This is a genomic window from Mangrovibacterium sp. (genome assembly GCF_041596335.1).
GTDB lineage: Bacteria > Bacteroidota > Bacteroidia > Bacteroidales > Prolixibacteraceae > Mangrovibacterium.
Window position 1 is genome coordinate 228,306 of the sequence record NZ_JBFHIT010000001.1, and the last position, 8,682, is coordinate 236,987.

An 8,682-nucleotide genomic window follows, 5' to 3' on the forward strand; every position below is an offset into this window, starting at 1 on the left:
CAGCCGGATGTGCCGGCCACGGTTAGAGGATTGGATTAGCTAGATTTTTTCTTCTCCGTGCTTTGCAATGATCTCATCCATTAACTCTTTTAAGTCGTCTGGTATATTTAGATAAAGCCCTACATGATGAGAAACCGTATCTCTAATATCGGATGTATTCTCTTTTTTTAGATGCCACAGCATGGTATCTAAATCGCCAATTAAATCCTCTATTTTAGTAATTAAAATATCCATGATTATTGCTTTTTATTGGTTTGAAATTCCTTTTTCAGTACAGTTTTCCCATAGAAGTCTTTAAATGGTTCGCCTTTATCGTACTTATCCTGATGCTCGGCACACATTTGTTTTCCGTTTCCAAGGTTCTTTTTGTAGCAGCCATCGGCAGCACATTCGTTTAAAAATACGATTGCCATGCTTATTGCTTTTTATTGGTTTGTAACTCTTTCTCTTTGCGTTCGCGAATGTCCCGTTGAAGTCTTCGGATCTGGTCAGCTCGTTCCCTGCTGATCTCCACTTTACCTATTCCCGGGAAAATGGCTGTTACGGTTTGCTTTTTCATCGTGCTTGTTTTACTTGGTTGGTTAATCTCCGGCTTTCGCCTGGGATAAAGACATAGGTCATCATTTCTTCCATGCGTGAGCGGATGAAGTCGCCGTAAAACTTTTCAAGGGCATCGATCTTGTAGTTTGTGGTGGCGTAGGTACGTGCTCCCGATTCGTAGCGCAGGGCGAAAAGGTCGATCACTGGTTTAATTACATTGCCAAAATCTTTTGTTTCGGTTTCCTCTCGGCCCAGCTCGTCAATAAACAGCGGGCGGCGAACACACGATTCTAATCCACGGCTTTTCAGGTAGTCGGCCAGCCGTTTTGAGTGTACTGTTGTTGTGATCTTGCGGCTGTAGTTATTGCTAAGTTCCAGGTAAGCCATCATAAGTACCGATTTTCCGCAGCCAACTTTGCCACCAAACAACAGGCCGGCATTCAGGTTCCAGTTGCAAAGCGGATTGTTCGTAAAGTAGTAGTATAGCTGTTTAATGACGGGGCCGTTGTGGTTGTCTATTACATACGGAGTTGTTACCGATCGTTTTAGCAATATTTTGCTGGCATAACCAATGAGCAGTTCTTTAAACTGTTCGTAGCTCATTTCGAACTGGCTTTTGTAGGTTCTCAGTTCAAATTGCTGGGCTTGTATCTGCATGTCAAGCTCAACCTGCTGTATTGGCTTTTGCATTTGTGCGAGTTGGTTACCAAGTGTCTTCATTTGTTACTTTTTCGGGTTGTGATTTTGTTTTTTCATCGACTTTAAAGAAGCTGCGGTAGCCGCCCTTCATGGCAAAGCGGATGCAGGATATTGCCTTATCGACATTGCCTTCCGAAATTTCCTGCAGGAAATCGAGCGAGGCCTGTTCCATTCGGCTGCGGATCAGGAAACCGTGTTGCTCCATCAAGTAGTCTTTCCACATGCGCCACATGTACCGAAAGTCGTCCTGGTCGCACCAGCTTTCCACTTTTATGGGGTCAACCGGTGTTATGAATTTATCCAGGGCTTCGGCCAGCTTTTTCATCCGGTTCCACTCGTCGGTAAATTTTTTCAGCTTTTTTCCTTGCAGGGAACTCAGGCCTCCGGCATCAATGAAGGTTTCCAGTTGTTCGTCGGGCACACGGATTTGAGCGCAGTATTCGTCCCATTTTTGTTTCATGCTGGTTACTTGTTGCTGGTTACTTGTTGCTGGTTACTTGCTGAGCGGCAGTAGCTAAGCGGGTACACTTTTAAATACCAATCGACCATCGCGTCGGCGGTTTGCTCGCTTTCGTAGGTTTGGTTGCTCAGTACTTCCCATGCTCCTTTTGGGGTTCTCTTAACGACTTGCCACTTGCTTTTGGTGGTGTTGAATTTCGATTTTATGGGTGTTTGCATAATAAACAGTTTTGAGTTTCGAGTTTAAAGTTTCGAGTTGGCACGGATTACAAATCCGCGCCAGCGAATTGTTTTTTAGTTACTTGTTTGGGTACATAAATAAGTCCCCGGCAAAGGGGTACGATCTGAATGCAGGTTTCGAGGTGATCAGTCTCGAAGAACCAGCAGCCGCGGCAGCCTTTCGTTTCGGGCTGCGTATCGAACTGCCTGCTGAGTTCCTTGTTGTTCATGTTGCGGTATTTAACTTATTTAGTCGGTGATGTTCCAGTATGACACGTCGGCTCTCGATGTCGGCCGGACTTACCCGAATGATTTTCGACCCGGAAACGTGCGGTTTAAAGTCATTGCACACCAGTTCGATCATATAGGTGGTGTTACCGGAATGATCATTCTTAATGCCGACGATGCGTCCGTTCTGTTGCCCGAAGTTGCGGGTAACGATCACTTTTTCGAGGGGTTGAAATTCGGTTGACATTCGATTTACTTTTTACGAGTTTGCCTGTTCCATCATGGGGTTCAGTAGTTGAATTCCGTAGTTGAATTCGCGTTGCAGTTCGGCCACATACTTGTTGGTCTGTGCCTTTCGGATCTGTTGTTCCCGCACTAAAATGGTGCGTTCGGTATCGCCGTAATGAATGGAGAACCCGGCTAGCTTGATGCGCCTGTGCAGGTAGTACCGGCGGTTGTAGGTTCCATTATTGCGGCTCATAGGCTCCAGTTATCTGATCCGCATTGCGGACAGCATCCCTTGGCGCGGATGTCGTAAACCTGTTCGCAGTCGAGGCAGGTTACCCATACTTCGTGGTTACTGGTTGTTGGCCGCTTGGTTCTGGATACTGGTTTCATGCGAATACATTTTTACTGGTTGATTTCCGGCGTTTAGCCAGCCGTGCCCGGCGATTGTGTTGGGCTGTCCAGCGCCACACGGCTGTAAATAAGCGGAGTTCGTTGCGAACTTGCCGGAATTGAATAAGGGTAAGTTGATCTTGCATGGTGTGTTAGTTTAAAGGTTAGAGTTTAAAGTTTTGAGTTTCGGGTTGAGCGCTGACAACAATTTCGCGCTTATCGATGAAATCGACAGGGACAGGATCTTCCAGGTCTGACACGCGGCACACCACGTCGTCGTCGGTTGAGAATGGTTTACTGGTGAGGAAGCCTTCGTGACGGTTTCCATTTCCGAAGTCTACTGTAATTGGGGTGCCTATTTTAAAGTGTTCTATTTTCATAACTGCTGTTTTAATTTTTGAATTTCGATTTGCTTACCAGTTATCCTGGTCTTGAGTCTCGCAATAGATTTCTGCTTTTCGTCGGACGATTTTGACAGGTCGTATTTACTATTGCTTTGTTCGTGTTTCAGGTGCATATTCAGCACATAGATGTCACCTTCGAGATTGAAGATTTGGCGTTCTGTTTCGGTCATACCTTCAGGTTTAGCTCCGATTGCACGGCGTTAATAATTCGGGTCAACTTCTCGGCTTTTTCTTCCAGCCATTCCAGGTAATCGGGGTCGATAACCGTTAGGTACTCGCCACATTTGAACTGGTGGATCTCGCATTCGTCAACGTATAGATGGTCGGGTTGCTTTTCGCTTTTCTGCAACATAACCTCGTCGGTTGTTATCGAATGTCCTTTTTCCTTGAAATATTGAATGGTTGCTTCGTTCATGCTTCCTGTTTTTTGGTTTTTAGAAATTTCTCGTAGCGTTCTTTCGAACGGAAGTAGCGGGTGATCCTTAGCGCTGGATCGTAAACCTTGTATTCCATCTGCGACAGATCGGGGCTTTCGATGCCTTTGCGCTCGATGATTTCCCGGTCGTGCTTTGGTGCATTGCGGTTCAGCTCGAACATCTGATCTACCGGAACCGTTTCAACTCCACGGCGGTCACCGCTGGAGGTTTTTACCGGCTTTTGCTTTTGTTTCTGCTTTTGCCTTTTAAAGCTCTCGTAGGTCTTGTGGTAGCTCCGCTTTTTGGTGCAAGCCTCAGAACAGGTTACTGTCCGTTTGCGTGTGGTTTGAAACTGTGTACCGCATTCGGCGCACGTTTTGGTGTAAGTAATACTGCGCTGTATCCGGCAGTCGTCGCATAAGCGTCGTGTACGGTCCGAGATCTTGATCTGCTTACCACACTTTGAGCAACGAATCTCAACAGGATTGTCCTGGTTCCGCACATTCTCGCGCATCTTTTTCAGATGATCCTGCGGTGTCATCAACTCCCAGTTGTCGGGATGTGGGTTCATGGTGTCGCCACTTTTGCACACCAGCAGCATTCCTTCCGGAATTGGGCCGTGCTTTTCTGTCCAGTAAATGCGGTGCAGGCGTTCCTTATTCAGGAAATGGTAGTAGAACAGTCCGTTCTTATACACCTTCACCCGGGGATCGTCTACCCTACTCTTCGGCTTACTCATAGCGTTTGCGATTTTTGGGGTAATAATTTCTGTTTCGGAACTGAATTTGGGCCATTTACCCGGGCAAGATGAGAACGTATCAGTTCGTGGTTCATTTTCTTGTAGAGTTCTTCAAGTTTCCGGCGTTCGTCGGCAAACTCCTCGGGATCCATATACTTGGCCTCCTTGAGGGCGATAATGGCCTGGATCAACATTTCAGCTTCTTCGCGCGATATATCCTGCATGGCGAAGAGTTGTGGCTGCGATTGTGTTTGTTCAAAGTACATGATTCTTGTTTTATGGACCGGGGATCCGTGAATCCCCGATCCTGGTTTATCGCGTGGGGACGCTTTCAAATTCCTAATGCTGTGGCTCTCGTTATCATTTCGGCCATATTTGCGGCATCAAACTTTTGCTTCAATAGCTCGACACGGCTTTTCATTCCCGCATGAGACAACGAAAGTTTGTTGGCTGCCTTCTTTACAGAATATCCCTGCTGCAGCAGCTTAATTGTTTGGACCTCGTAGTTCCGAAGTCCTGCAGATACACTGCACAATTGGCCCCGCATCGGACATTCCATGTCGGTACATGCACTATTGTATGCATCGACGTTTAACTTTCCATTCAAAAAATCCGGTGTATTATCAAGCGCACCGATTCTGCATTTGTACCAGGCATCAAATTGCTCACTAAACTTTACCAGTCCCTCTTTCTTCAGAATCTTCCTTGCCTGGTCATCATTCCGAAAAATCTCAACGATCATGTTCTGAACCTTGGCCGGAGCCTCGGTAAACTTCATCGTCGATCCTTCGTGTATCAACCATTTTTCTCCACTAATCCAAAAGGCTTCAGTACCTTCTACAATGCCTGCCGGCAACTTTGCCGAGGCACTAATTTTCATTACATTTACACTCATAATCTTTATTGATTTTAAGCCCGTCAGAGTTCCGCCAAGAATGAAAGACGGGCTTTGTTTTTTGCCTTATTTTTCTTGCATCCGATCAAGCTTCTCGATCAGTGCAATTTTTATAAAGAATGACTCACTGCACTTGAGTGCCTTGCAAGCCTTATCAAGTTTCTTTTTCAAATCCTTAGAGCAGACCGCATTTATCCGCTCGGTGTTCTTCTGTGCCAGAAGATTCATACTTTCTACTGTTGTGCTGCTCATATAATTTGCTTAGTTTTCTATGACAAATGTATGATATTTCAACCACGTGCACTATTTATCGAACACTAAATGCACGACAAATAGTGTATTTGGAATAATTCTAAATAATGAACTACGATAAGGTTTGGTCTTTATTTACTTCGAAAGATTATAGCGAGCGGGCTATGGCCCGAGCGTCAGGTATGTCTCCATCAGGCTTTAAGTCGATGATGGAAAAGAAGACAATGACTGTAGAAACTCTGGAAACGATAGCAAACCACTTCCATTTACCACTGCACTATTTTTTTGACACTTCAAAAAATGAAGTGCAGGAACCAGGACAAAAACTGAATAAAGGGCAGGTAAAAATATTTGAATGTCCGGAGTGTATCGAGAAGGAAAAGCGACTGGAAGACAAGGATCGGACAATCCAAGCACAGCGGGAAACGATAGAAACACAAAAGCTATTGATCAGCAACCTGCGGGGAAACCAACCTGGGCTGAAGAACGGAACTTACGAATAGTGTGGCCCAAGCGCCAGAAATAATACGTGTATCTCTAACTCGAAAACAAGCCCGAGATACATGACTAGATACAAAACATCGAAAAGAACTACGAGATACAAATTCCAACTTATTGATTTACCGTACGCTACCGGGCTAAGTAATCTCCCGGCATCTCCACTTTTTCTCATGCAACTACTTGACTTACAAGCAGTTGCATGAGAAAAAAATCTCCTGAAAAACAACTATATAAGTCCTTAAACTTCAAGCTACTACAAGTTTAAAGATGTATCTCTGAGAAAAGGAAAACGTATCTGTTCGTGTATCTGGTAAGTTTTTGATGCGTGGGGACGCTAAAAAAATGGAAAGATGAACCGACAAAAACTTTTCAGAGCTCCCTACCTGTATGATGCAGGTGGGGATCTTTCAAAGCCGTGGTGGATCGAGTTAGGTTACCGCGATCCCAGAGATGGGAAAATGAAGCGTAAGCGATATCAGGAAGACTTATCGGTCCTTAAGACAAAGAAGGAACATTATTCCAAGGCTGAAGAACTGATAAAAATATACACTGCCAAGCTTTTGCACGGTTGGACACCGCTTGACGATGACAGAAAAAAACAGGTTGTCTAAACGAATGAACTAAAATACAGCTACCTGTCGGTGCACGACAATGGCTCAAATTCGTCGTTCGGCAATTGGCAAGGTAAACTTAAAGCTAGTTCCTATTCCGGCTTTGCTTTCAGCCCAGATTTTTCCGTTGTGCTTTTCAATGAAATCTTTGCACAACAGCAAACCAAAACCGGAACCTTTTTCATTGGCCGTCCCCAGAGTGCGTGTATCCGATGATAGATGAAACAATTTTTCCAGATGGTCTTCGTTCATCCCAATTCCATTGTCCGTAATATCAATCTCAATAAAGTCTCCTAATTGCTTTGCTGTGACATGAATTTCACCCCCCGGCCTTGTGAATTTGATTGCGTTGGAAATAAGGTTCCTTAAAACTATTTTCAGCATCTCGGCGTCTGCATATGCAACAACCGGGTCGGTTGTTAAATAATTTAATGAGATATTTTTAGCCTCTGCCAATGTTGTTTCAAGCTTTAAAACCTCCGAAACAATCACTGAGAAATTGAGCCCTACCGGATTGAAATAAATTTTTCCGGTTTGAAGCTTTGCCCAGTTTAATAAGTTGTCTAACAGAATCAACGTGTTTTTGGCCGACGAATAGATCAGGTTTAGGTATTTCCCGGATTCAGCAAATGATGCATCATTTGATTTCTCAATCAACAAATCACTTAACCCGAGAATGCTGCTAAACGGGCTCCTCAAATCGTGTGCGATAACCGAAAAAAGCTTGTCTTTGGTCGCACTTAATTCTTTCAATTCCCTTTCACTGGCCACTAAAGCCAGCTCTGTCTTTTTCCGTTCTGTTATATCTCTTGCCAGAGCCGTAGCCCCAATAATCTCATTCTTATCATTGTATATTGGATTAAAAAAACTCTCGTAGTACGCTAAATTTTTCGCTCCGTACTCCCTAACATTACAATGAGATTCACCTCGCAAAGCACGGTCGTAATTCTCTTTCGCAACAGGCCGATCATCATCGCTGGTTATACAATCCAAAATACTCATTCCAATTTCTATTTCCGCACCATAGGCATGTTTCATCACTTGAGCATGAGCCGAATTGAAATAGAGATATCGATAGGCTTTATCTATTGAGAAAAGAATGGTATCGCGCTGACTTTCCAAACTGGCTTTTAGCAGCAATTGTGATTCGATCAATGCTTTTTCATCTTGCATTCGCTTTGTAATATCTTTCCCAAAAAACATCGCTCCAACTACGATTCCGTCAGAAACAATCGGATTCATAAACACCTCTATGTAGGTTGAAATATTCCCGACTTCTACATGATCAACGAACGAAAATGATTCATTGGACAGAGCTCTGTCATAGCGTGATTTCCAGACCGCCTTGATTGGTCCGGGAAGCGAATCAAGCAGGTTTGTACCTTGACAAATGGGAATTCCGAAATGCTCATAAAAAGCGGTCGAAAAAATGTTGTTGGCATACAAGATTTCATAATTCGGATTAATCGCCCACACACTGTCCGTGGTATTCTCAAAAATGGCCGATAAATTTAGATTGTTTAAATTCACCAGTTTTCCACGGTCTCTCTTTTCACTTCCCTGATTTCCCATCTATTGATCGTATAGCATTCATACTGTATGTGCGCCCCGGCAGCCGATTAAAGCCGAATGTGTTTGCGCGCAGCTTAGTTTCAGACACTCACTAAAACCCACTCGTTACAAGGTATTTAATTATTTCAAAAAAAGCTTTTTCTTGTTGTTAAAAAACGAACTTAAAATGTTTTTAAATACTTCCGGACTACGAATAAATCAAAGGCTTTCAGCGGATCGGGGGCAGTATTTATTGGGTGAAAGAATACTCATCAGGGAATGAACGGAAACTGAATGGTCTGACTGTGAATGGCGACAGCGGATGGCGAACCAAAGAATTTGCCTCCGTGAGTGAACCATGACTGCCGATAAGCTCCGTGCCACAGAGCATCCCCTCCCCGCCTTCACTTCTGCGCTCTCAAACATGATAAAAATACAGTAAGCCCGACGACAATTTGATTAGTTTTGTAAACTCTATTTCCGCTAAAAAAGCTTTTATATAGGGGCTCCAATAACCAATTATCGCTTATTGGAAGAAAGATCGAAATAG

General features: G+C 44.0%; 20 protein-coding genes. 2 read left to right on the plus strand and 18 right to left on the minus strand.

Annotation, left to right across the window (positions count from 1 at the left end):
- Nucleotides 1-39: 39 nt before the first annotated feature.
- The 17 genes from ABZD21_RS00880 to ABZD21_RS00960 form a co-directional block, all read right to left on the minus strand.
- Nucleotides 40-234, minus strand: a complete 195-nt coding sequence (locus ABZD21_RS00880; RefSeq protein WP_372772138.1) for a hypothetical protein — start codon at nucleotides 232-234, stop codon at nucleotides 40-42.
- 2 nt (nucleotides 235-236) lie between these two features.
- On the minus strand, nucleotides 237-413 hold the full coding sequence (locus ABZD21_RS00885; RefSeq protein WP_372772139.1) for a hypothetical protein: 177 nt from the start codon (nucleotides 411-413) through the stop codon (nucleotides 237-239).
- Nucleotides 414-415: 2 nt separating this feature from the next.
- Nucleotides 416-559 carry a hypothetical protein gene (locus ABZD21_RS00890; RefSeq protein WP_372772141.1) on the minus strand — a complete coding sequence of 48 codons (144 nt, stop codon included), beginning with the start codon at nucleotides 557-559 and terminating at the stop codon, nucleotides 416-418.
- The gene (locus ABZD21_RS00895) at nucleotides 556-1,260 is read right to left on the minus strand and encodes a hypothetical protein (protein WP_372772143.1); all 705 of its coding nucleotides are present in this window, start codon (nucleotides 1,258-1,260) and stop codon (nucleotides 556-558) included. Before ABZD21_RS00895 ends, ABZD21_RS00890 begins: the two co-directional genes overlap by 4 nt.
- Complete coding sequence (locus ABZD21_RS00900; protein ID WP_372772145.1) at nucleotides 1,244-1,699, minus strand: hypothetical protein; 456 nt, start codon at nucleotides 1,697-1,699, stop codon at nucleotides 1,244-1,246. The genes ABZD21_RS00895 and ABZD21_RS00900 overlap by 17 nt, the downstream gene beginning before the upstream one ends.
- 5 nt (nucleotides 1,700-1,704) lie before the next feature.
- Complete coding sequence (locus ABZD21_RS00905) at nucleotides 1,705-1,917, minus strand: hypothetical protein (RefSeq protein ID WP_372772147.1); 213 nt, start codon at nucleotides 1,915-1,917, stop codon at nucleotides 1,705-1,707.
- A gap of 47 nt (nucleotides 1,918-1,964) precedes the next feature.
- The gene (locus tag ABZD21_RS00910; RefSeq protein WP_372772148.1) at nucleotides 1,965-2,147 is read right to left on the minus strand and encodes a hypothetical protein; all 183 of its coding nucleotides are present in this window, start codon (nucleotides 2,145-2,147) and stop codon (nucleotides 1,965-1,967) included.
- Nucleotides 2,144-2,392 (minus strand): hypothetical protein, encoded by a 249-nt coding sequence (locus ABZD21_RS00915; RefSeq protein ID WP_372772150.1) that lies wholly within the window; start codon nucleotides 2,390-2,392, stop codon nucleotides 2,144-2,146. The genes ABZD21_RS00910 and ABZD21_RS00915 overlap by 4 nt, the downstream gene beginning before the upstream one ends.
- 12 nt (nucleotides 2,393-2,404) lie before the next feature.
- On the minus strand, nucleotides 2,405-2,626 hold the full coding sequence (locus tag ABZD21_RS00920; RefSeq protein WP_372772152.1) for a hypothetical protein: 222 nt from the start codon (nucleotides 2,624-2,626) through the stop codon (nucleotides 2,405-2,407).
- Complete coding sequence (locus ABZD21_RS00925) at nucleotides 2,623-2,763, minus strand: hypothetical protein (protein ID WP_372772154.1); 141 nt, start codon at nucleotides 2,761-2,763, stop codon at nucleotides 2,623-2,625. The genes ABZD21_RS00920 and ABZD21_RS00925 overlap by 4 nt, the downstream gene beginning before the upstream one ends.
- The gene (locus tag ABZD21_RS00930; RefSeq protein WP_372772156.1) at nucleotides 2,760-2,909 is read right to left on the minus strand and encodes a hypothetical protein; all 150 of its coding nucleotides are present in this window, start codon (nucleotides 2,907-2,909) and stop codon (nucleotides 2,760-2,762) included. The genes ABZD21_RS00925 and ABZD21_RS00930 overlap by 4 nt, the downstream gene beginning before the upstream one ends.
- An 18-nt stretch (nucleotides 2,910-2,927) precedes the next feature.
- A complete protein-coding gene (locus ABZD21_RS00935; protein WP_372772157.1) occupies nucleotides 2,928-3,143 on the minus strand; it encodes a hypothetical protein in 216 nt (71 codons plus the stop codon).
- Nucleotides 3,140-3,337, minus strand: a complete 198-nt coding sequence (locus tag ABZD21_RS00940) for a hypothetical protein (RefSeq protein WP_372772159.1) — start codon at nucleotides 3,335-3,337, stop codon at nucleotides 3,140-3,142. The genes ABZD21_RS00935 and ABZD21_RS00940 overlap by 4 nt, the downstream gene beginning before the upstream one ends.
- Nucleotides 3,334-3,582 carry a hypothetical protein gene (locus tag ABZD21_RS00945; RefSeq protein WP_372772161.1) on the minus strand — a complete coding sequence of 83 codons (249 nt, stop codon included), beginning with the start codon at nucleotides 3,580-3,582 and terminating at the stop codon, nucleotides 3,334-3,336. Before ABZD21_RS00945 ends, ABZD21_RS00940 begins: the two co-directional genes overlap by 4 nt.
- The gene (locus tag ABZD21_RS00950; RefSeq protein ID WP_372772163.1) at nucleotides 3,579-4,322 is read right to left on the minus strand and encodes an HNH endonuclease signature motif containing protein; all 744 of its coding nucleotides are present in this window, start codon (nucleotides 4,320-4,322) and stop codon (nucleotides 3,579-3,581) included. Before ABZD21_RS00950 ends, ABZD21_RS00945 begins: the two co-directional genes overlap by 4 nt.
- Nucleotides 4,319-4,588 carry a hypothetical protein gene (locus tag ABZD21_RS00955; RefSeq protein ID WP_372772164.1) on the minus strand — a complete coding sequence of 90 codons (270 nt, stop codon included), beginning with the start codon at nucleotides 4,586-4,588 and terminating at the stop codon, nucleotides 4,319-4,321. The genes ABZD21_RS00950 and ABZD21_RS00955 overlap by 4 nt, the downstream gene beginning before the upstream one ends.
- Nucleotides 4,589-4,653: 65 nt before the next feature.
- Entirely contained in the window at nucleotides 4,654-5,217 is a 564-nt protein-coding gene (locus ABZD21_RS00960; protein ID WP_372772165.1) for a helix-turn-helix transcriptional regulator, read from the minus strand.
- 359 nt (nucleotides 5,218-5,576) lie between these two features.
- Here ABZD21_RS00960 and ABZD21_RS00965 point away from each other — a divergent pair, with 359 nt between their 5' ends.
- Together ABZD21_RS00965 and ABZD21_RS00970 are read left to right on the plus strand one after the other, a co-directional pair.
- Nucleotides 5,577-5,972, plus strand: a complete 396-nt coding sequence (locus tag ABZD21_RS00965) for a hypothetical protein (protein ID WP_372772167.1) — start codon at nucleotides 5,577-5,579, stop codon at nucleotides 5,970-5,972.
- A gap of 348 nt (nucleotides 5,973-6,320) precedes the next feature.
- Nucleotides 6,321-6,581: a hypothetical protein gene (locus tag ABZD21_RS00970; RefSeq protein ID WP_372772169.1), complete on the plus strand. Its 261-nt coding sequence runs from the start codon at nucleotides 6,321-6,323 to the stop codon at nucleotides 6,579-6,581.
- A gap of 45 nt (nucleotides 6,582-6,626) precedes the next feature.
- On the opposite strand, the gene ABZD21_RS00975 is transcribed toward ABZD21_RS00970, so the two are convergent.
- Nucleotides 6,627-8,153, minus strand: coding sequence for an ATP-binding protein (locus ABZD21_RS00975; protein ID WP_372772170.1), 1,527 nt, complete (start codon nucleotides 8,151-8,153; stop codon nucleotides 6,627-6,629).
- Nucleotides 8,154-8,682: the final 529 nt, after the last annotated feature.

What these genes read in the sequence shown, in the direction of transcription:
- ABZD21_RS00935 (WP_372772157.1), bottom strand. Translation starts at nt 3,143, where the DNA reads ATGAAAATAGAACACTTTAAAATAGGCACCCCAATTACAGTAGACTTC.
- ABZD21_RS00950 (WP_372772163.1), bottom strand. Translation starts at nt 4,322, where the DNA reads ATGAGTAAGCCGAAGAGTAGGGTAGACGATCCCCGGGTGAAGGTGTAT.
- ABZD21_RS00920 (WP_372772152.1), bottom strand. Translation starts at nt 2,626, where the DNA reads ATGAGCCGCAATAATGGAACCTACAACCGCCGGTACTACCTGCACAGG.
- ABZD21_RS00910 (WP_372772148.1), bottom strand. Translation starts at nt 2,147, where the DNA reads ATGAACAACAAGGAACTCAGCAGGCAGTTCGATACGCAGCCCGAAACG.
- ABZD21_RS00930 (WP_372772156.1), bottom strand. Translation starts at nt 2,909, where the DNA reads ATGCAAGATCAACTTACCCTTATTCAATTCCGGCAAGTTCGCAACGAA.
- ABZD21_RS00880 (WP_372772138.1), bottom strand. Translation starts at nt 234, where the DNA reads ATGGATATTTTAATTACTAAAATAGAGGATTTAATTGGCGATTTAGAT.
- ABZD21_RS00905 (WP_372772147.1), bottom strand. Translation starts at nt 1,917, where the DNA reads ATGCAAACACCCATAAAATCGAAATTCAACACCACCAAAAGCAAGTGG.
- ABZD21_RS00915 (WP_372772150.1), bottom strand. Translation starts at nt 2,392, where the DNA reads ATGTCAACCGAATTTCAACCCCTCGAAAAAGTGATCGTTACCCGCAAC.
- ABZD21_RS00965 (WP_372772167.1), top strand. Translation starts at nt 5,577, where the DNA reads ATGAACTACGATAAGGTTTGGTCTTTATTTACTTCGAAAGATTATAGC.
- ABZD21_RS00885 (WP_372772139.1), bottom strand. Translation starts at nt 413, where the DNA reads ATGGCAATCGTATTTTTAAACGAATGTGCTGCCGATGGCTGCTACAAA.
- ABZD21_RS00945 (WP_372772161.1), bottom strand. Translation starts at nt 3,582, where the DNA reads ATGAACGAAGCAACCATTCAATATTTCAAGGAAAAAGGACATTCGATA.
- ABZD21_RS00955 (WP_372772164.1), bottom strand. Translation starts at nt 4,588, where the DNA reads ATGTACTTTGAACAAACACAATCGCAGCCACAACTCTTCGCCATGCAG.
- ABZD21_RS00895 (WP_372772143.1), bottom strand. Translation starts at nt 1,260, where the DNA reads ATGAAGACACTTGGTAACCAACTCGCACAAATGCAAAAGCCAATACAG.
- ABZD21_RS00970 (WP_372772169.1), top strand. Translation starts at nt 6,321, where the DNA reads ATGAACCGACAAAAACTTTTCAGAGCTCCCTACCTGTATGATGCAGGT.
- ABZD21_RS00960 (WP_372772165.1), bottom strand. Translation starts at nt 5,217, where the DNA reads ATGAGTGTAAATGTAATGAAAATTAGTGCCTCGGCAAAGTTGCCGGCA.
- ABZD21_RS00890 (WP_372772141.1), bottom strand. Translation starts at nt 559, where the DNA reads ATGAAAAAGCAAACCGTAACAGCCATTTTCCCGGGAATAGGTAAAGTG.
- ABZD21_RS00900 (WP_372772145.1), bottom strand. Translation starts at nt 1,699, where the DNA reads ATGAAACAAAAATGGGACGAATACTGCGCTCAAATCCGTGTGCCCGAC.
- ABZD21_RS00975 (WP_372772170.1), bottom strand. Translation starts at nt 8,153, where the DNA reads ATGGGAAATCAGGGAAGTGAAAAGAGAGACCGTGGAAAACTGGTGAAT.
- ABZD21_RS00925 (WP_372772154.1), bottom strand. Translation starts at nt 2,763, where the DNA reads ATGAAACCAGTATCCAGAACCAAGCGGCCAACAACCAGTAACCACGAA.
- ABZD21_RS00940 (WP_372772159.1), bottom strand. Translation starts at nt 3,337, where the DNA reads ATGACCGAAACAGAACGCCAAATCTTCAATCTCGAAGGTGACATCTAT.